This is a genomic window from Blattabacterium cuenoti (genome assembly GCF_014252375.1).
GTDB lineage: Bacteria > Bacteroidota > Bacteroidia > Flavobacteriales > Blattabacteriaceae > Blattabacterium > Blattabacterium cuenoti_AH.
On the sequence record NZ_CP059221.1, the window covers coordinates 189,315 to 208,802 of the forward strand.

A 19,488-nucleotide genomic window follows, 5' to 3' on the forward strand; every position below is an offset into this window, starting at 1 on the left:
TATTTTCAATTAAAATACAATACAAAAAATTTCAGATTAAATATTTTTTATATTTGTATGATGTATAAATCATATTTAAAAAACGTTAAGTTTGATCAATATTTTTTAAAAAACAAAAATATAGCTAAAAAAATTGTACAAAATCTTTCCATAAAAAATTATGAAGTTATTGTTGAAGTAGGTCCAGGATTAGGAATTTTGACTAAATATTTATTAAAATTAAAAAAAAAAAATATATTAAAAAATTTTTTTATAATTGAAATTGATAAAAAATTATCAATATTTATTAAAAAAATTTTTTTTATTCCTGATGAAAATATTATAAATAAAAATTTTTTAAAATGGAATCCAAAAGAAATACCATTATATAATTTTGCTATTATTGGAAACTTTCCTTATTCTATCTCTTCAAAAATACTTTTTCATATATTAAAATATCATAATTATATACCAGAGTGTATTGGTATGTTTCAAAAAGAATTTGTAGAACGAATTATTTCTAAAAAAGGTAAAAAATATGGAATACTATCAGTATTAATACAATCATTCTATGATATAGAATATATTTTTACAGTAAAAAAAAATAGTTTTTCACCTATATCTAAAGTAGATTCTTCAGTAATTTCTTTAAAAAGAAAGAAACAAAAAATTTCCCATTTGGAAAAGAAATTATTATTCAAATGTGTAAAAATTGCATTTAATCAAAGAAGAAAAAAATTAAAAAATTCTTTACAATTAATGAATATTAAAAATTTACACAAAATATCATTTTTAAATAATAGAGCAGAAGAATTGTCTGTAAATGAATTTATTAAATTAATAAAAGAAATAAAAATTTAAAATGTTAAATAAATTATTAAATGGACGAAAATTATCTATTAAAATAAAAAGTGAAATTTTTGAAAAAATAAAAAATGAGATATTAAATAAAAAAAAACGAGTTCCTAATTTAGGAATTATTTTAATTGGAAACAATAAGTCTAGTATTTTATACGTAAATAATAAAATAAAAGAGTGTAAAAATGTAGGTATTAAATCAACATTAATTAAACTTCCAAGAAATATTGAAGAAAATGTTTTATTAGAAAAAATTCATTTTATGAACGAAAATCCAATTATAGATGGATTTATTATTCAATTACCTATTGAAAAACACATTAATAAAAATAAAATTATTTTAACTATTAATCCAAAAAAAGATGTAGATGGATTTCATCCTGAAAATATTGGAAAAATGATTTTAGGAATGGATTGTTTTTATCCTGCTACTGCATTAGGAATTATTACTTTATTAAAAAGAAATAATATAAAAATAAAAGGAAAATATACTGTAGTTATTGGAAGAAGCCTAATAGTAGGTAGACCTATAAGTATTTTAATGAGTAGAGATAATTGTATAGGAAATAGTACAGTTACTCTAATACATAGTAAAACTATTGATATAGAATTTTATACAAAAAAAGCTGATATAATAATAGTTGCTGTTGGAATACCAAAATTTATTACTGGAAAAATGATAAAAAAAGGAGCTATAGTTATAGATGTAGGAATTCACAATATTTCTAATAAAATAATTGGAGATGTAGATTTTAAAAGTGTATACAAAAAAGCTTCTTATATTACTCCAGTTCCAGGAGGAATAGGCCCTATGACTATAGTCATGTTATTAAAAAATACATTAAAAGCTGCATTAAATAATAGATAGAAAATGAATAATATTAAGTTTCCAGTACAAGAATGCTTTTATTCTATTCAAGGAGAAGGATATTTTTTTGGAACACCTTCATATTTTATTCGTTTTAAAGGTTGTAATATAAGATGTAACTGGTGTGATACTAAAAAAAGTTGGAAAATAAAAAGTAATGACTTTATTTCATTAAAAAAAATAGTATCAAATATAAACATTAATTCTAAAATAATAATATTAACAGGAGGAGAACCTATGATGTGGAATTTATATCCTTTAACAAAAATTTTAAAAAAAAAAGGATATCGTATTCATGTAGAAACATCTGGATTTTATCCTATAAATAATTTATACATAGATTGGATATCTATTTCGCCTAAAAAAAATAATAAACCTTTAAAAGAAAATTATAAAAAAATTAACGAATTAAAGGTAGTTATTGAAAATGAAACAGATTTTTCTTTTGCAGAAGAGCAAGCATCATATATTAAAAAAAAATGCGTATTATTCCTTCAACCAGAATGGAATAATAAAAATAAAATCATTCCAAAAATTATTTTTTATATAAAAAATAATCCAAAATGGAGAATTTCATTACAATTTCATAAAATATTAAATATTAATTAAATTAAATGTCTTTTTTCTAAAACATTTATTACGTTTTGTATATTAAAATTTCTTTTTTTTAGTAGTATAAGGTAATGAAATAATAAGTCTGCAGCTTCATTTAAAAAATTATTATCATTATTATTTTTTGATTCAATTATTAATTCTATTGACTCTTCTCCTAATTTTTGTATAATTCTATTAATACCTTTTTTATACAATTTGTTTATATATGAATCATTTTTTTCATTTTTTTCAAAAAATCTATTTGAAATTATTTCTTCTAATAAGAATAAAAAATTTTTTTTATTAATTTCTTTCCAACAAGTATCAGTTTTTTTATGACAAACAGGTCCATTAGGTTTTACTTTTATTAATAACGTATCTCCATCACAATCTATAAGTATATCTTTAATAAATAAATAATTATTACTAGTTTCTCCTTTAGTCCATAATTTATTTTTAGATCTGCTGTAAAATGTTACTTTTTTATCAAAAATACTTTTTTTATACGATTCTTCATTCATAAATCCTAACATTAAAACTACATTTGTATCACAATCTTGAATAATAGTTGGTATTATTTTGTTTTTAAAATTAATTTTATATGAAATAGGTTTAAATTTTTTATTATTATACATAATAAATGATAATTTTTTTATATTATTCTAATAGGAATATTTTTATTACTCAAATATATCTTTAAATCTGGTATTCTTATTTCATTATAATGAAATATACTAGCAGCTAGAGCTGCGTCTGCTTTACCGTTTTTAAAAATTTTATAAAAATCATTTAAAGTCCCTGCTCCACCTGAGGCAATTACTGGTATATTAATTTTTTCAGAAACATTTTTTGTAATATCAATTGCAAATCCATTTTTGGTTCCATCATGATTCATCGATGTTAACAATAGCTCTCCAGCTCCTCTATTATATCCTTCATAAACCCAATCAATAGTATTCACAGTTGTAGGTATTTTACCTCCATTTAAATATACTTTCCATTTATTTTTATCGTATTTTGTATCAACTGCAAGAACTATACATTGACTTCCAAATCTTTTAGAAAGTCTATAAAGTAAGTTTGGATTTTTAAATGCTGCAGTGTTTATTGATATTTTATCTGCTCCATTTTCTAATAATAATTCTACATCTTTTTCTTCTTTAATTCCTCCACCAACAGTAAATGGTATATTTATATTATATGACATTTTTTTTACTAAATTTAGTAATATTTTTTTTTTTTCATTTGTAGCAGTTATGTCTAAAAAAATTAATTCATCAGCTCCTTGTTTTGTATACCAACGTACCAATTCTATAGGATCTCCAGCATCTTTTAAATCTTTAAAATTTACTCCTTTTACTGTTCTTCCATTTTTAATATCTAAACATGGTATTATTCTTTTAGTTAACATAATTATTAAATAATTTTTTTATATCTTTAAATACAATTTTTTTCTCATAAAATGCTTTTCCAATAATTATTCCATTACATCCTATTTTTACTAAATTTTTAATATCTTTTATATTACTTATTCCACCACTAGCAATTATATTTAATTTAGGATACATTTTTATAATTTTTTTATATAAATTAAATGGAGGACCAGACAGAGTTCCATCTCTATTAATATCTGTACAAAAAATATTTCTTACATTATAAGAATATATTTTTTTAATAAAATCAAAAATTAAAATATTAGATATTTTAGTCCAACCTTTAATAGCTATTTTATTATTAAAAACATCAATTCCTAATAATATTTTTTCTTTATAAATTTTAATCCATTTTTTTAATAAAAAAGGATTTTTAACAGCAATACTGCCTACCGTTGCAATAGATGCACCATAATCAAATACTTTTTTTATATCTTCATTTTTATGTATTCCACCCCCAAAATCTATAATCAAATTTGTATTTTTTGCAATTTTTTCTAGAATATTCCAATGAATAACTTTTCCTATTCTTGCTCCATCTAAATCTACTAAATGCAGTCTAGATATTCCGTTATCTTCTAATATTAAAGAAATTTCTAACGGATCATAACTGTAAATTTTTTTTTTTAAAAAATTTCCTTTAGTCAAACGAACACATTTATTATTAATTAAATCTATAGCAATAATAATATTTTTATAATTCATATATAATAATATTTTTTTATCATAAGTTGATAAAATTTTCTAATATTTTATGTCCTACAAAAGATGATTTTTCAGGATGAAATTGAACAGCATAAAAATTATTCTTATGTATTGCTGAACTATAATTAATTATATATTTAGTTTCTGCTATAGTTTCTAATCCAAGTGGAACATAATATCCATGTATAAAGTATTGATAACTTTTATTAGGTATATTATTAAATAAAGAACTTTTCAAGTTAAAAATTGTATTCCAGCCAATTTGAGGTATTTTTTCATTATTAGATTTAAATTTTTTTACTGTTGAATCAAAAATACCAATACATTTAGTATTACTTTCTTCTGAATATTTACATAATAATTGCATTCCTAAACATATTCCTAAAACAGGTTGTTTTAATTTTGGTAAAATAATATCTATTTTTTTTTCTTTTAAAGATTTCATAGCAAAATTAGCTTCTCCAACTCCTGGTAAAATAATTTTTTCTGCATTTTGAATGGATTCTATAGAATTAGTTACTATAGCCTTTACACCAATTCTTTCTAGAGAAAAAATAACTGATTGTATGTTACCTGATGGATATTTTATAATAATTGTTTTCATAATTAATTTTTATAATAATCCTTTTGAACTAAATATTTTATTAGTATAGTTTTTTTTAATAGCCATTTTAATTGCTCTAGAAAAACATTTAAAAATAGATTCTATTTTATGATGTTCGTTAATTCCAGTAGAATCAATATGTATATTGCATTTTGCAGAAGAAGAAAAAGATTTAAAAAAATGATAAAACATTTCTGTAGATACATTTCCTATTTTTTCTCTATAAAATTTAGCTTTCCATGATAATTGTTCTCTTCCACCTAAATCTATCACTACTTTAGATAAACAATCATCCATAGGAAGAATGTAAAAGCCATAACGTTCTATTCCTTTTTTATATAAAAGTTTATTAAAAATTTTACCAAAAGTTATTCCACAATCTTCTACAATATGATGTTCATCAATGTTATTGTCACCAATGATTTTAATATTAATATCCATAAGACTATGAACAGATATTTGTTCTAATAAATGATCAAAGAATCCTATTCCCGTATTTATATTATATTTTCCATTTCCATAAATACAAAGAGATATTTCTACATTAGTTTCTAATGTAATACGTTTATATACTAATCTTTTTTTTCTTTTATATTTTAAATATTTATATATTTCTTTCCAATTATCAGTTTTTAATTTAATTGTTTTATTTAAAATTTCTTTATCTAAATTAGAATAATAAACTTTTTCTTCTTCCGTAAAATTTTCATAATGATCATTATTCTTTTTTATCCATATAGATTTACATCCTAAATTATTTGCAAGTAAAACATCTGTGAGTCTATCTCCTATTACAAAAGAATCCTTAATATTATAAGATAATTTATTATTTAAATATTCATATAACATTCCTATATTAGGTTTTCTATTATTAGATTTTTCATTTTTAAAACTTTTATCTATGTGTATATATTTAAAAAAAATCCCTTCTGATTCTAGAACACTTAATATATTATTATGTATTGGCCAAAATTTATTTTCTGGAAATTTATTAGTTCCTAATCCATCTTGATTAGAAACCATAATAAATTCATAATCTAATTCATTTAATATTTTTGATAAATACGATATTACTCTAGGATAAAATTTAACTTTTTCAATTGAGTCAATTTGATAATTTTTATTATTTTCTTCTATAATAGTTCCATCCCTATCAATGAATAATATTTTTTGCATTATTTTAATATTCTTTAATTTTATTTATTAAATATTTATTTTCTTTATTAGTACCTATAGTAATTCTTATGCAATTATTACACAATATTATTTTTGATCTATCTCTAACTATAATATTATTTTTAATTAAATAACGATACAAATTTTTTGAAGAATTATTTATTTCTACTAGTATAAAATTAGTAGAACTAGGATATACTTTTTTTATAATAGAAATTTTTTTTAAAGATTTAATCATACGTGTTCTTTCTCTAAGAACACATTTTAAATTATATAAAAACATATTTTTATTTCTTAGAGCTTTAATTGCTATTCTTTGTGATAAAAAATTTATATTATAAGGATATTTAATTTTATTCATAAATTCAATAATTTCTTTTGATGCAATTCCTATACCTATTCTTATCCCAGCCAGTCCCCAAGATTTAGATAAAGTTTGCAATATTATTAAATTTGGATATTTGTTAATTTTTTTTGAAAAAGATTCTTCTGAAGAAAAATCTATATATGCTTCGTCTAATACAACAATTCCACAAAATGTATTTAGTATATACTCAATATATTCTTTTTTTATGTGGTTTCCTGTTGGATTGTTAGGTGAACATATAAATATAATTTTACTATTTTTATTAACAACTAATTTAAGTTTACGTATGTTTAATTGATAATTTTTTTTTATAAGAGGAATTTTTATAACATCTACTCCATGAATATTTCCTATTACTTCATACATACCATATGTAGGAATAAATATAATAGAATTATCTATTTCAGGACGAGAAAAAATTCTGTATAATATATCTATTATTTCATCACTACCATTTCCTAAAAAAATATTGTATTCAGAAATTTTTTTTATTTCTGATATTTTCTTTTTTAATTCTTCTTGTAATGGATCAGGGTATCTGTTGTATGGATTTTTAAAATATAAAGGAGATCCAAATGAATTTTCATTTGCATCTAAAAGTATAGAATTATTATTTATTTTATTATACTCATATCTAGCAGATGAATACGGTTTTATATTTAAAATATTTTTTCTTACTAAAGAATATAAATCAAAGTTCGACGATTTATTCATTATATTAATTTTTTTAATTTAATCGTATATCTATAGATTTTTTATGTGCTAATAATCCTTCTTCTGAAGATAAAACGTTTATACAATTTGATAAATTTTTTAGACCTTTTTTAGATAGTTTTTGAAAAGTTATTTTTTTTATAAAACTATCAACAGATATTCCACTATAAGCTTTAGAAGCCCCACTAGTAGGAAGAACATGATTTGTCCCTGTCGCATAATCTCCTGCACTTACTGGAGAATAATTACCTAAAAATACAGATCCGGCATTGAAAATCTTTTTACTCAATTCATAACAATTATTACAGTTTATAATTAAATGTTCTGGAGCAATTTCATTTGATAAATCTATACATTCTTTTAAAGAAGAAAAAGTTATTATTTTACTATTTTTTATGGATTTTTTTATAATATCTTTTCTATTTTCTAAATTTATTTGTTGTTTTAAAAATTTAATAATTTTATTAATCCATGAATCTTTGTTAGTGGTAATTACGATAGCATAGCTTTCTATATCATGTTCTAATTGAGATAGTATATCAGAAGCTATATAATATGGATTTGCTGTATTGTCTGCAATAATAACTACCTCAGAAGGTCCTGCAGGAACATCTATAGATAAATATTGTTTTTGAGAAACAATTTTTTTTGCTTTATTAACATAAGAATTTCCTGGTCCGAATATTTTATATACTGACGGAACACTATTTGTTCCATATGCCATAGCAGCAATTGCTTGCGCACCTCCTAATTTATATATTTTATCTATTCCTATATATTTTGCTGCATATAAAATAGAATTATGTATATTTCCAGTTTTATCAGGTGGTGTACATAAAATTATATTTTTACATCCAGCTAGTTTAGCAGGGATTCCTAGCATTAATACAGTAGATATAAGTGGTGATGTACCTCCAGGTATATATAACCCAATTTTTTCTATAGGTACATTTTTTGTCCAACAATAAACTCCTTCTACAGGTGTTATTTTTTTTAAATAATTATTTATTTGGTGTTTATGAAAATAAAATATATTTTCATATGATTTTTTAATAGAATCTTTTAATTCTTTAGATATTTTTTTATCAGATTCATTTATTTCTTTATAAGAAACTCTAAATACGTTAATATCTACTTTATCATATTTTTTAGTATAATTTTTTAAAGCATAATCTCCATATATTTTTACATTTTTTATTATAGATGTAACTAAGGTTGTTAATTTTGAATTTTTTTCTGAATGTCTATTGTTCAAAATAAACTTTAATGCATTATTGAATTTAGGTTGAAAATATGTTTCAATCATTATTTATAGTATAATTTTTTCTATTGGAAGAACTAAAATATCTTTTGCTCCAAGTGATTTTAAATTTTCTATAATTTTCCAAAAATCATTTTCATTAATAACAGAGTGAACAGAGCTACATTTTGAATTTGATAAGGGAAGTATAACAGGACTTTTAATACCTGGAAGACATGATATTATACTTTTTAATTGTTTATTAGGCACATTAAGTAATATATATTTATTATTTTTAGCTTTTTTTACAGATCTAATTCTAAATAATAATTTATTCATTATAATTTTTTTATAATATGTTAAATTAATATTAGATGCAAGCATAGCTTCTGACTTTAAAATTGTTTCTACTTCTTTTAATCCATTCATAAATAAAGTAGATCCACTACTTACTAAATCACAAATACAATCAGCTAAACCTATTCCAGGAGCTATTTCTACAGCACCAGATATTTCATGTATATCAGATTTAATACATTTTTTTTTAAAAAATTTTTTTACTAGAAATGGATAACTTGTTGCAATTTTTTTTCCATTTAAATCATTTATATTTTTATAAACCAAAGATTTTGGAACTGCTATGGATAATCTACATTTTCCAAATCCTAAAGATTCTTTAACGTTTATTTTTTTTCTTTTTTCTAATAATACATTTTTTCCTACAATTCCTATATCAGCGACTCCATCTTCTAAATATTGAGGAATATCATCGTCTCTTAAAAAAAGAATTTCTAAAGGAAAATTTAATGCCGTTGTTTTTAATTTATCTATACCAATATTGATTTCGATACTACAGTCTTTTAATAACTTAATTGAGTCTTCATAAAGACGTCCTGATTTTTGAATAGCTATTTTAAGTTTATCCATATCTTAGGAGAAGAAAGAACAAAAGCTTACTTTTGTAAGCTTTTTATTTTATTTTAGATATTTTTTTTACAAAATTATGTATTTAGGCAAATATAAATACAATTTTGAATATTTTATTTACAATTTATTTAATGATCTTATTGTATAAAATGAAAAAAATTAAAATTGTTAGTTATAATATTAATGGAATTAGATCTGGTATATTAAAAGGGCTTAATTATTGGATTTTAAAAAATAATCCTGATATTATTTGTTTACAAGAAATTAGAGCAAATTTTGAACAAATAAATGTTTTTAATTTTAAAAAAATGGGATATTATCATTATTGGTTTTCTTCTAAAAAAAAAGGATATAGTGGAGTAGGAATACTTTCAAAAGAAAAACCATATAATATAGAATATGGAATAGGAATAGAAGAGATAGATAAAGAAGGTAGAGTTATTCGTATTGATTTAAATAATAAAATATCAGTAATTAGCGTTTATGTTCCATCTGGAAATGATATAAAAAACAGATTAAAATTCAAATTTTTTTTTCTAAAAAAATTTTTTTTACATATAAAAAAAGTAAAAAAAAAAATTTCTAATTTAATTATATGTGGAGATTATAATATATGTCATAATGAAATAGATATTTATGATCCTATTAATAATAAAAATGTTTCAGGATTCTTGTTAGAAGAAAGAGAATGGATGAGTAATTTTATAAATTTAGGATTTATAGATAGTTTTAGAAATTTTGTAAAAACAGGAAATAATTATAGTTGGTGGAGTTACCGTAACTTTTCAAAAATTAATAACAGAGGATGGAGAATTGATTATGTAATGATTAGTGATAATCTTAAAGATAAAATGATTAATTCTTATTTAATGCCAGAGGTATGTTATTCAGATCATTGTCCTGTTGTATTAGAAATAAAATTATAAAATAATGACCTGACTGGGATTCGAACCCAGGACCCTTACATTAAAAGTGTAATGCTCTACCAGCTGAGCTACCAGGTCATATTTAATATTTTTAACTTTTAAACAAATATACTATAAATTTTATGTTTTTTATGAAAATTACATTAATGGGATACATGGGGTCTGGAAAAACTACTATTGGAAAAATTTTATCTAAAAAATTAGATTATAAATTTTATGATTTAGACGATTTAATTCAAAAAAATCAAAATAATTCTATTGAGAATATATTCAAAAAATATGGAGAATTACATTTTAGAAATATAGAAAATATAGTATTAAAAAAATTTTTTTTTAATAAATACAAACCATATGTTTTATCTGTTGGTGGAGGCACCCCATGTTTTTACAATAATATTTATTTAATGAATAAATTTTCAAAAACTTTTTATCTAAAAATGGATAGTTTTTTTTTATTTAAAAGATTATTATTAAATGAAAATAGACCTATGATATATAATTTTAAAAAAAATGATTTATTTAAATTCATTATGAATCATTTGTTTAAAAGAACTTTTTTTTATGAAAAATCTCATAAAAAAATAGTAATAAATAATAAATCTAAAAACGAAATAATTAAAGAAATTTATAAATATATATAAAAAAAATAATGAAATATTATTCTTATTGTAAGAAAAATTTATTATTAGAAATAAAAAAATTTTTTTCATATTCAAATAAAAAATATAATAATATTGGAGTTGCTGTTAGTGGTGGATTGGATAGCATGGTACTTCTTCATTTATTGCTAAATATTTTTAATGAATTAGAAGTAATTCATTGCAATTTTAATTTAAGAAGAAATGAATCTAATAAAGATGAATTATTTGTATATAATTTTTGTAAAAAAAATGGTATAATATGTAATATTAAAAAATTTAATCTTTTAAAAGAAAAGAAATTTTCTATTCAAATGTTAGCTAGAAAACTAAGATATAATTGGTTTAATGAATTATTAAATAATAATAAATATGAATGTATTGCTTTAGGCCATCATTTTGATGATTCTATTGAAACTTTTTTCATTAATCTTATTAGAGGAACTGGAATAAAAGGATTGTTAGGTATTCCTAAATGTAATAATAAAATTATACGTCCTCTTTTCAATTTAAAAAAAGAAGATATATTATACTATGCTAATAAAAATAAAATTGAATGGAGATTAGATTATAGTAATTACGATACTAAATATATTAGAAATAGAATACGATTAAATTTAAATCCAATTTTAAATTCTTTTTCAGATAGTTTTTATAAAGGGATGAAAAATACTATTAATTTTCTTAATGATGAAAATATTTCTATAGAAAATAATTTTAATAAAATTTGTGATGAGATTACAATATATAAAAAAATTAATCCTTTTATTTGGAAAATAAATAATAAAATAATAAAAAAATTTAATCCTTTAAATTTTTATTTATTTAGATTATTTAATCCTTATGGATTTTATGATATAGATAGTTTAGTACGTATTTTAAATTCAGAATCTGGAAAAAAATTATATTCCAAAAAATATTGTCTTATAAAAGATAAAAATTATTTAATTCTTATAGAAAAAGAGTTTTTACTTAAAAAAAATATTTTCAATATACCAAATTTAAAATTTTTAAATAATATTTACTTGCCTATTAAAATAAAATTTTTTGTAAAAAAATTTTATAAAAAATATGAATATGAAAAAAAGGAAAAAAATATTTTTTTTATCGATTTTGATAAAATTAAATTTCCATTATTTTTAAGAAAATGGAATAAAAATGATTATTTTTTTTATGATAAAAATAAAAAAAAAACTTTAAGTAAATACTATAAGGACAATAAATTTTCTTTTATTAAAAAGGAAAATACATGGTTATTAGTAAATAATAATAATAATATTATTTTAATAATAAAAAATTGCATAGATAATAGATTTAAAGTTACAAATAAAACTAAAAATATACTTATTATTAATACATAAATAAATTTTATAATATCAAAAAGTTAACTTATGGTAAAAATAGAAAAAAATTTTTTTAATATAAAAAATTTAATACCAAAAAATATAAAATTATTGATAGTTTCTAAAAAACAGAATACATATTCTATAAAAAAATTATATAAAATAGGACAAAAAGATTTTGGAGAAAATTATATTCAAGATATTGTCAAAAAATACCATAATCTTCCAAAAGACATACGTTGGCATATGATAGGAAATATACAGAGTAATAAATTAAAATATATAATACCTTTTATACATTTAATTCATAGTGTTCAAAAATTGAAACATATAAAAATAATTAATAAAATAGGATTAAAATATAATAAAATTGTAAAATGTCTTTTACAAATACGTATTTCAAATGAACTTAATAAATCTGGAATTTTTTATGAAAAACATGAAAAAATTGATTTTTTATTAGATTTTAGTAAAAAAATGAATAATATAAAAATATTGGGGTTAATGGGAATAGCATCATTTAAAGAAATGAAAATTGTAGAAAATGAATTTTCATGTCTAAATAATTTATATAATAAATATAAAATTAAATATAATTTTAATATTCTTTCTATGGGAATGAGTAGAGATTTTTCCTCAGCTATTAAATATAATACTAATATGATACGATTGGGATCCTCAATTTTTGGAAAAAAAAATAAAATTTTATAAAAATTCTTTAATAAAATTTTTTTTTTTTAAATCTTTTTTTTTTTCCAAAAATTTAATGAAGTGACTTCCAATAATACCTCCATTAGCATATTTACATGATATATTATAACTTTTTTTATTTTTTATTCCGAAACCAATTAGTTTAGGTTTTTTTATATTTAAATTATTAATTTTCTTAAAGAAAGAAATTTGTTTCTTTCCAAAAGAATGAATTTCTCCTGTTACAGAATTAGAAGATACTAAATAAATAAATCCTTTTGTTATTTTACTTATTTTAATAATCCTAGAGATACTAGTTTGTGGAGTTATTAAAAATATCATAGGAATAGAATACTTATCAAATATTATTTTGTAATTTTTTTTGAAAAAATCTATAGGAATGTCTGGAAATATTAATCCAGATATATTCATTTTACTACAATTTTTTAAAAATTTAATTTCTCCAAATTTATAAAATTGATTAAAATATCCCATTAAAACTATTGGTTTATTTACTATATTTAGTATTTTTTTTATTTGTGAAAATAACAAAGAAATATTCATTCCATTTTTTAATGCAATTCTATTACTATTTTGAATAATCATTCCATCAGATAATGGATCAGAATATGGAATACCTATTTCTATTAAATCTACAGGAATATTTTGTAAAATTTTTAGAATTATTGAAGTACTATTAATTTTTGGATATCCAGCTGTAAAATAAATACATAATATATTTTTATCTTTTTTCTTAAAAAGATTATATAATTTATTTCTCATAAAAACTTATTATATATACTAATATCTTTATCGCCCCTTCCAGACAAAATTAATATAACTAAGTCATTTTTATTAAAAGATATTTTTTTTAAAGCAGACAATGCATGTGCACTTTCTAATGCAGGAATAATCCCTTCTAATTTAATTAATTCACATCCTGCTTTTATTGATTCTTTATCATTAGAATACAAAAATTTCACACGTTTTTTTTTAAATAAATTAGCATGCATAGGACCTATACCTGGATAATCTAAACCAGGAGATATTGAATATGCAGGAAGAATTTGTCCATATTCATCTTGTAATAATAAAGTCATACTACCATGTAGTATTCCTTTGCTTCCACAATGAATAGATGCAGCGGTACTCATAGTATTTAAACCTAATCCTGATGCCTCTACTGCTATAAGTTTTACATTTTTTTTATTTAAAAAATGATAAAAAGATCCAGCTGCATTACTACCTCCACCTATACAAGCAATTATATAATCTGGATTTATATATCCTTTTTCTTTTAATTGAATTATTATTTCCTTGCTTATTATAGATTGTAAATCTGCAACCATTTGCGGATATGGATGTGGACCTACAGTTGATCCAATCAAATAATAACTATTATTATTATTAATCCAATAACGTATTGATTCATTTACTGCATCTTTTAATGTTTTTTCTCCACTAAGAACAGGAATGATTTTTGCTCCTAATGCTTTCATTTTTATTACGTTATATGATTGTCTATTAATATCTTTTTTCCCCATAAATATAACACATTTTAAATCCATCATTGAACAAGTAGTTGCTACAGCTATACCATGTTGTCCTGCACCAGTTTAAGCTATTATTTTTTTTTTTCCTAATTTAATTGCAAATAAGCTTTGGCCAACTGTATTATTTATTTTATGCGATCCTGTATGATTTAGATCTTCTCTTTTAAAAAAAATTTTAGCTTTATATTTTCATTAAAGGAGATGGTCTTCCTACATAATCTTTTAATATTTTGTTATATGATTTTCTAAATTCATTACTTTTAATAAATTTTTTATAATTATCTTGAAGTTCTTTTATATTTTTATATAACATTTCTGGTATAAAAGCTCCTCCAAATTCCCCATAAAATCCATTTTTATCTACAAAAAAATTCATTTACTTTTTATTTTTTTTATAAAAGTCTTTATTTTATTTTTATTTTTTTTACCTGGATAAATTTCAAATTTACTATTTATATCTAAACCGTACATTTTTGGATGAAAAAATTTTTTGATTTTATTAATATCTTTTAAACCAATACCTCCGCTTAAAAAAAATTTTTTATCAAAATCATATTCATAAAGTTTTTCCCAGTCAAATTTTTTTCCGCTTCCTCCATTATTATCAAAAATAAAATAAGAACAAAATGGAATATAGTTTAATAAAATTTTCATAGAAAAATTATTATTTATTTTAAAGCTTTTTATAATTTTTATTTTTTTTTTAAATAAACTTTCACATAAATAGATATTTTCTTTTCCATGTAACTGAACAAAATCTAATTTTTTTTTATTGTATATATTTATGATATTTTCTTTTTTTTCATCAACAAATACTCCTACTTTATAAGTATATATATCGTCAGGTATATAAAAATTATATCCAACAAATCTAGGAGATTTAGGGTAAAATATAAAACCAATGAAATCTGGATTCAATTTTGATATTTCTTTAATATCATATTTAATTCCACATATTTTTATTTTCAATTAAATTAAATTTTATAATTTTCGTTATTTAATAATTTCATTAAATTAATACATTTTTTACCTGGATCTTTTTCTTTCATGAAATACTCTCCTATTAAAAATCCATCGAATCCTAATTTTTTTAAATTAATTATGTCTTCTATATTATTTATTCCACTTTCTGCTAATTTTATATAGTTACATGGTATTTTTTTGTACAAAACAAAAGAATTTTTTTTATTAACATTAAATGATTTCAAGTCTCTATTATTAATTCCAATAAAATCTATATTATCTGTAATTTTTTCTAATTCACTTTCATTATGTAATTCTATTATAACTTCCAGTCCTATTGATCTTGCTATTTTAGATAAAATTTTTATTTTTTTTTTAGATAAAATACTTGCTATAAGTAAAATAACATCTGCACCTATTGATTTAGATTCAATAACTTGATACTCATCAATAATAAAGTCTTTTCTTAATAAAGGAATAGATACTAAAGGACGTGATTTTTTAATATGATTAATACATCCAGAAAAATGATAATCTGTTAAAATAGATATACCGCTAACCTTTGCAAGGAAATATTTTTTTACTACATTTTCTACTATAGAAGTAGAATTAATAATTCCTTTTGAAGGAGATTTTAATTTAAATTCAGCAATAACACCAAAAAGATTTTTTTTTATACTTTTTTTTAATGATATAATATTTCTATTAAAAAGTACATTGTTTTCTAATTTCTTTATAGAATTTATATTTTTGTTTATTTCAATTTCTATTTTTTTTTTTGCTAAAATTTTTTCAAGTATATTCATTATAAATTCAATAGTTTTTCAAGAACAATCTTAGCATTTCCACTTTTTAGAGAATATGATGCTTTATCATAATTAGTTTCAAAATCATTGTTATTCAACAAATTTAAGGCGAACGTAGAATTAATCAAAACAACTTCGTTTTGAGTAGGTGTTCCATTACCTGATAGTATATTCATAAAAATTTTTATATTATCTTTTATATTTTTTCCTCCTTTTAATTCTTCTATATTTATTTTTATTTGTTTTTTATTTAATTCTTCTTTATAAGAATATTTTTCACCATTATTTGTATAACATTTAACATCACTAGTTAATGATATTTCATCATAACCATCTAAACTATGAATAATAGCATAATTATTTTTTGTATTTTGATATATATAATGATATAATCTAGCCAATTCTAAACTATTTACTCCCAATAATAAATTTTTTGGATTTCCTGGATTTAATAATGGACCAATAGTATTAAATATAGTTTTAATTCCTAATTGTTTTCTATATATATAAATTTTTTTTAAAAAAGGATAAAATATTGGTGAATGCAAATAACAAATTCCAACATTTTTTAATTGATCTTTTATCTTTTTTTATTTAATAGTAAAACTATACCCCAATTTTTTCATAATATTTGATGATCCAATAGTTGAAGATGAATTAAAATTACCATGTTTTATTACTTTCTCTCCAGTACCTGCTATAATAAAACAAGATATTGTAGAAATATTAAATGTATTTTTTTCATCACCTCCTGTTCCAACAATATTAATTGCAACATTATTAAAATCTTTAAGATCTATTTTTATTGATAACTCGTTCATAGCTTCGTAAAAACCTATAATTTCTTCTACATTTGGATTTCTTATATTATATATTGATGCAATAGCTATAGTTTGAGTAGTATTTATATTTCCATCTGAAATTTCAAATATTAATTGTTTTGCTTCGTTTTTTGTTAAATATTTTTCTAGAAAAAGATCTTTTAAAATTTTATTCATTCAAACATTTTTATTTTATATTTAACCAATTATGTATTATTTTTTCTCCATGTGGGGTTAAAATAGATTCTGGATGAAATTGTACACCAGATACATCATAAATATTATGACGAATTGCCATAATTTCTCCTTTATTTCCAACTGCTGTTATCTTAAGTTCTTTTGGAAAATTATCTTTAGATATAATCCAAGAATGGTATCGTCCAACTTTTATTTTATTTGGTAATTTATTAAAAATTATTTCTTTTTTATCTATAATTTTTATAAAACTAGATACTCCATGATATACGTTTTTTGTATTTATAAGAGTTGCACCAAAAACTTCCCCTATTGCTTGTAATCCAAGACATACTCCAAATATACTTTTAGTTGGTGAAAAAGTTTTAATTAAAGGTTTTAAAATATTTGCTTCATTAGGCACGCCAGGTCCTGGTGATAAAATAATTTTATTATATTTTTCTATATCTGAAAGTGTTATTTCATTATTTCTGAATACTTTTACTAAATTTTTTGTAGATTTTTTTATTGCGTAAACAAGATTATAAGTAAAAGAATCATAATTATCCAAAATTAATATTTTGTTCATATTTTTTTAGCTAAATCTATTGATTTAAACAATGCCATAAGTTTATTGTTTACTTCTTCTAATTCTTTATTTTCTTTTGAATTATATACTATTCCAGCTCCTGCTTGAAAAAAAATAGAATTACCTTTACTTAAAAAAGATCTTATTATAATAGCTGTATTAATAATACTATTTATTCCAAAAAATCCTATAGCTCCACCATATATACCTCTATTTTGATTTTCAATTTTATCAATCAATTCCATTGCTTTATATTTTGGTGCTCCAGATAAAGTTCCAGAAGGAAATGTATCTTCAAATATTTTAATTATTGATGAATTTTTATTTATACGCCCAGATACTCTAGAGACCATATGTAATACATGAGAAAATTTCCTAATTTTCTTAAATATTTCTACTTTTATATCAGATGAATTTTTACTTAAATCATTCCTAGCTAAATCAACTAACATAACATGTTCTGAATTTTCTTTAGGATCTTTAATTAAAGAATTATATAATTTATTAGTATTATTTTTATTAGTATTATTATTTGTTATTTTTACTGTTCCTGCTATAGGATTTACGTAAGCAATATTATTATTAACAATTAGTTGTGATTCTGGTGAAGAACCAAAAATTTTATAATATCCATAATCAAAATAAAATAAATATGGAGAAGGATTAATAAATCTTAATGCACGATATATATTAAATTCATCTCCTTTAAAATTTTGTATATATTGACGAGATAATACTATTTGAAATACATCTCCACGTAAACAAAATTTTATTCCATCAGATACCATTCTTTTATATTCATTATCTGTAACATTTGATGTACAGCTTCCAACTGTATTAAATGAAAAAGATGAAAAATTTTTTTTTTTTATTAATTTTATTAATTTACTTATATTAGTATTTTTATCTATATCAGATTGATATTCAATTAAATTTAACTTATTTTCAAAGTAATTAAAAACAATTAAATTTTTATAAAATCCTATTCGTATTTTTGGAACGTTATAATTTTCTTTAATTGGAACATTAAATTTTATTTTTTCAAAATGTTGAATGCTATCATAAGAGATATATCCGTATAATCCGGTATAATTATATATAAAATTATCACATGTTGATTTATCAAATTTAAATATTTTAAAATAATCTTCAATTATATTTCTTACATTAAATTTTTCGTCAATAAATATATGTTTATGTATATTATTTGGATATAATATTTTTAATACATTTTTTTCTAAAATTAATTCTGAAATAGAATTAATACAAATAATAGATAATTTTTTACTATTTAAATAATATTGATTTGAAAATTCTAACAATAAAGTATTAGGAAATATATCTCTTAATTTTAAATATAATTCTATCGGTGTGGTGAGATCATTCATCATTTTTTTTAGAATTACTTTAAAACAAAATTTTAACATGTATTTTTTTTAAAAAAAATGGCCGTCATTTTGACAAGCCTTTTTTATATTTTTTTAAATTTTTTTTTCTAACAAATATACGAATTTTTTATA

General features: G+C 20.6%; 20 protein-coding genes, 1 tRNA gene and 2 pseudogenes. 7 read left to right on the forward strand and 16 right to left on the reverse strand.

Annotation, left to right across the window (positions count from 1 at the left end):
* Positions 1–57: 57 nt before the first annotated feature.
* The 3 genes from rsmA to H0H34_RS00930 are packed head-to-tail and all read left to right on the forward strand — an operon-like array spanning position 58 to position 2,314.
* The gene (rsmA, locus tag H0H34_RS00920; protein ID WP_394798900.1) at positions 58–840 is read left to right on the forward strand and encodes a 16S rRNA (adenine(1518)-N(6)/adenine(1519)-N(6))-dimethyltransferase RsmA; all 783 of its coding nucleotides are present in this window, start codon (positions 58–60) and stop codon (positions 838–840) included.
* A gap of 1 nt (position 841) precedes the next feature.
* On the forward strand, positions 842–1,705 hold the full coding sequence (locus H0H34_RS00925) for a bifunctional 5,10-methylenetetrahydrofolate dehydrogenase/5,10-methenyltetrahydrofolate cyclohydrolase (RefSeq protein WP_185873454.1): 864 nt from the start codon (positions 842–844) through the stop codon (positions 1,703–1,705).
* A 3-nt stretch (positions 1,706–1,708) separates the two neighbouring features.
* Positions 1,709–2,314, forward strand: coding sequence for a 7-carboxy-7-deazaguanine synthase QueE (locus H0H34_RS00930; protein WP_185873455.1), 606 nt, complete (start codon positions 1,709–1,711; stop codon positions 2,312–2,314).
* Here H0H34_RS00930 and hisIE read toward each other — a convergent pair.
* Genes hisIE through hisG form a run of 8 tightly spaced genes read right to left on the reverse strand, consistent with a single transcriptional unit; the run spans position 2,311 to position 9,465 of the window.
* Positions 2,311–2,934: a bifunctional phosphoribosyl-AMP cyclohydrolase/phosphoribosyl-ATP diphosphatase HisIE gene (hisIE, locus tag H0H34_RS00935; protein ID WP_185873456.1), complete on the reverse strand. Its 624-nt coding sequence runs from the start codon at positions 2,932–2,934 to the stop codon at positions 2,311–2,313. The two genes, H0H34_RS00930 and hisIE, sit on opposite strands and share 4 nt — an antisense overlap.
* 17 nt (positions 2,935–2,951) lie before the next feature.
* Positions 2,952–3,710, reverse strand: a complete 759-nt coding sequence (gene hisF / locus H0H34_RS00940; protein WP_185873457.1) for an imidazole glycerol phosphate synthase subunit HisF — start codon at positions 3,708–3,710, stop codon at positions 2,952–2,954.
* Positions 3,700–4,437, reverse strand: a complete 738-nt coding sequence (locus H0H34_RS00945; protein ID WP_185873458.1) for a 1-(5-phosphoribosyl)-5-[(5-phosphoribosylamino)methylideneamino]imidazole-4-carboxamide isomerase — start codon at positions 4,435–4,437, stop codon at positions 3,700–3,702. Before H0H34_RS00945 ends, hisF begins: the two co-directional genes overlap by 11 nt.
* Positions 4,438–4,456: 19 nt before the next feature.
* On the reverse strand, positions 4,457–5,041 hold the full coding sequence (hisH, locus tag H0H34_RS00950; protein ID WP_185873459.1) for an imidazole glycerol phosphate synthase subunit HisH: 585 nt from the start codon (positions 5,039–5,041) through the stop codon (positions 4,457–4,459).
* A 9-nt stretch (positions 5,042–5,050) separates the two neighbouring features.
* A complete protein-coding gene (gene hisB, locus H0H34_RS00955; RefSeq protein WP_185873460.1) occupies positions 5,051–6,217 on the reverse strand; it encodes a bifunctional histidinol-phosphatase/imidazoleglycerol-phosphate dehydratase HisB in 1,167 nt (388 codons plus the stop codon).
* Between the two features lie 4 nt (positions 6,218–6,221).
* On the reverse strand, positions 6,222–7,298 hold the full coding sequence (gene hisC / locus H0H34_RS00960) for a histidinol-phosphate transaminase (RefSeq protein ID WP_185873461.1): 1,077 nt from the start codon (positions 7,296–7,298) through the stop codon (positions 6,222–6,224).
* A 13-nt stretch (positions 7,299–7,311) separates the two neighbouring features.
* Positions 7,312–8,604: a histidinol dehydrogenase gene (gene hisD / locus H0H34_RS00965; protein WP_185873462.1), complete on the reverse strand. Its 1,293-nt coding sequence runs from the start codon at positions 8,602–8,604 to the stop codon at positions 7,312–7,314.
* A 3-nt stretch (positions 8,605–8,607) separates the two neighbouring features.
* Positions 8,608–9,465, reverse strand: a complete 858-nt coding sequence (gene hisG, locus H0H34_RS00970; protein WP_185873463.1) for an ATP phosphoribosyltransferase — start codon at positions 9,463–9,465, stop codon at positions 8,608–8,610.
* A 158-nt stretch (positions 9,466–9,623) separates the two neighbouring features.
* Between hisG and H0H34_RS00975 the strand changes: the two genes are divergently transcribed.
* Positions 9,624–10,391: an exodeoxyribonuclease III gene (locus tag H0H34_RS00975; protein ID WP_185873557.1), complete on the forward strand. Its 768-nt coding sequence runs from the start codon at positions 9,624–9,626 to the stop codon at positions 10,389–10,391.
* 5 nt (positions 10,392–10,396) lie between these two features.
* Here H0H34_RS00975 and H0H34_RS00980 read toward each other — a convergent pair.
* A tRNA-Lys gene (locus H0H34_RS00980) sits at positions 10,397–10,469 on the reverse strand.
* A gap of 53 nt (positions 10,470–10,522) precedes the next feature.
* On the opposite strand from H0H34_RS00980, the gene H0H34_RS00985 reads away from it, so the two are divergent.
* From H0H34_RS00985 to H0H34_RS00995, 3 genes are read left to right on the forward strand one after another with little or no spacing between them, the layout of a single operon-like run.
* Positions 10,523–11,032, forward strand: a complete 510-nt coding sequence (locus tag H0H34_RS00985; protein ID WP_185873464.1) for a shikimate kinase — start codon at positions 10,523–10,525, stop codon at positions 11,030–11,032.
* Positions 11,033–11,040: 8 nt separating this feature from the next.
* A complete protein-coding gene (tilS, locus tag H0H34_RS00990; RefSeq protein WP_185873465.1) occupies positions 11,041–12,390 on the forward strand; it encodes a tRNA lysidine(34) synthetase TilS in 1,350 nt (449 codons plus the stop codon).
* A gap of 30 nt (positions 12,391–12,420) precedes the next feature.
* Positions 12,421–13,083 carry a YggS family pyridoxal phosphate-dependent enzyme gene (locus tag H0H34_RS00995; protein WP_185873466.1) on the forward strand — a complete coding sequence of 221 codons (663 nt, stop codon included), beginning with the start codon at positions 12,421–12,423 and terminating at the stop codon, positions 13,081–13,083.
* Here the strand turns inward: H0H34_RS00995 and trpA are convergent.
* The 7 genes and pseudogenes from trpA to H0H34_RS01030 all read right to left on the reverse strand — a co-directional run bounded on the left by trpA (position 13,078) and on the right by H0H34_RS01030 (position 19,395).
* The gene (gene trpA / locus H0H34_RS01000) at positions 13,078–13,845 is read right to left on the reverse strand and encodes a tryptophan synthase subunit alpha (RefSeq protein WP_185873467.1); all 768 of its coding nucleotides are present in this window, start codon (positions 13,843–13,845) and stop codon (positions 13,078–13,080) included. The genes H0H34_RS00995 and trpA overlap by 6 nt on opposite strands.
* Positions 13,842–14,991 (reverse strand): annotated as a pseudogene (gene trpB / locus H0H34_RS01005) (tryptophan synthase subunit beta). Before trpB ends, trpA begins: the two are co-directional and overlap by 4 nt.
* Positions 14,988–15,584 (reverse strand): phosphoribosylanthranilate isomerase, encoded by a 597-nt coding sequence (gene trpF / locus H0H34_RS01010; protein WP_185873468.1) that lies wholly within the window; start codon positions 15,582–15,584, stop codon positions 14,988–14,990. The pseudogene trpB and the gene trpF overlap by 4 nt, the downstream one beginning before the upstream one ends.
* Positions 15,585–15,589: 5 nt before the next feature.
* Complete coding sequence (locus H0H34_RS01015) at positions 15,590–16,384, reverse strand: indole-3-glycerol phosphate synthase TrpC (RefSeq protein ID WP_185873469.1); 795 nt, start codon at positions 16,382–16,384, stop codon at positions 15,590–15,592.
* A pseudogene (gene trpD / locus H0H34_RS01020) lies at positions 16,384–17,382 on the reverse strand (anthranilate phosphoribosyltransferase). The gene H0H34_RS01015 and the pseudogene trpD overlap by 1 nt, the downstream one beginning before the upstream one ends.
* Before the next feature lie 10 nt (positions 17,383–17,392).
* Entirely contained in the window at positions 17,393–17,968 is a 576-nt protein-coding gene (locus H0H34_RS01025) for an anthranilate synthase component II (protein ID WP_185873470.1), read from the reverse strand.
* On the reverse strand, positions 17,965–19,395 hold the full coding sequence (locus H0H34_RS01030) for an anthranilate synthase component I family protein (RefSeq protein ID WP_185873471.1): 1,431 nt from the start codon (positions 19,393–19,395) through the stop codon (positions 17,965–17,967). The genes H0H34_RS01025 and H0H34_RS01030 overlap by 4 nt, the downstream gene beginning before the upstream one ends.
* Between the last annotated feature and the right edge of the window lie 93 nt (positions 19,396–19,488).

What these genes read in the sequence shown, in the direction of transcription:
- rsmA (WP_394798900.1), top strand. Translation starts at nt 58, where the DNA reads ATGATGTATAAATCATATTTAAAAAACGTTAAGTTTGATCAATATTTT.
- H0H34_RS00925 (WP_185873454.1), top strand. Translation starts at nt 842, where the DNA reads ATGTTAAATAAATTATTAAATGGACGAAAATTATCTATTAAAATAAAA.
- H0H34_RS00930 (WP_185873455.1), top strand. Translation starts at nt 1,709, where the DNA reads ATGAATAATATTAAGTTTCCAGTACAAGAATGCTTTTATTCTATTCAA.
- hisIE (WP_185873456.1), bottom strand. Translation starts at nt 2,934, where the DNA reads ATGTATAATAATAAAAAATTTAAACCTATTTCATATAAAATTAATTTT.
- hisF (WP_185873457.1), bottom strand. Translation starts at nt 3,710, where the DNA reads ATGTTAACTAAAAGAATAATACCATGTTTAGATATTAAAAATGGAAGA.
- H0H34_RS00945 (WP_185873458.1), bottom strand. Translation starts at nt 4,437, where the DNA reads ATGAATTATAAAAATATTATTATTGCTATAGATTTAATTAATAATAAA.
- hisH (WP_185873459.1), bottom strand. Translation starts at nt 5,041, where the DNA reads ATGAAAACAATTATTATAAAATATCCATCAGGTAACATACAATCAGTT.
- hisB (WP_185873460.1), bottom strand. Translation starts at nt 6,217, where the DNA reads ATGCAAAAAATATTATTCATTGATAGGGATGGAACTATTATAGAAGAA.
- hisC (WP_185873461.1), bottom strand. Translation starts at nt 7,298, where the DNA reads ATGAATAAATCGTCGAACTTTGATTTATATTCTTTAGTAAGAAAAAAT.
- hisD (WP_185873462.1), bottom strand. Translation starts at nt 8,604, where the DNA reads ATGATTGAAACATATTTTCAACCTAAATTCAATAATGCATTAAAGTTT.
- hisG (WP_185873463.1), bottom strand. Translation starts at nt 9,465, where the DNA reads ATGGATAAACTTAAAATAGCTATTCAAAAATCAGGACGTCTTTATGAA.
- H0H34_RS00985 (WP_185873464.1), top strand. Translation starts at nt 10,523, where the DNA reads ATGAAAATTACATTAATGGGATACATGGGGTCTGGAAAAACTACTATT.
- tilS (WP_185873465.1), top strand. Translation starts at nt 11,041, where the DNA reads ATGAAATATTATTCTTATTGTAAGAAAAATTTATTATTAGAAATAAAA.
- H0H34_RS00995 (WP_185873466.1), top strand. Translation starts at nt 12,421, where the DNA reads ATGGTAAAAATAGAAAAAAATTTTTTTAATATAAAAAATTTAATACCA.
- trpA (WP_185873467.1), bottom strand. Translation starts at nt 13,845, where the DNA reads ATGAGAAATAAATTATATAATCTTTTTAAGAAAAAAGATAAAAATATA.
- H0H34_RS01015 (WP_185873469.1), bottom strand. Translation starts at nt 16,384, where the DNA reads ATGAATATACTTGAAAAAATTTTAGCAAAAAAAAAAATAGAAATTGAA.
- H0H34_RS01025 (WP_185873470.1), bottom strand. Translation starts at nt 17,968, where the DNA reads ATGAACAAAATATTAATTTTGGATAATTATGATTCTTTTACTTATAAT.
- H0H34_RS01030 (WP_185873471.1), bottom strand. Translation starts at nt 19,395, where the DNA reads ATGTTAAAATTTTGTTTTAAAGTAATTCTAAAAAAAATGATGAATGAT.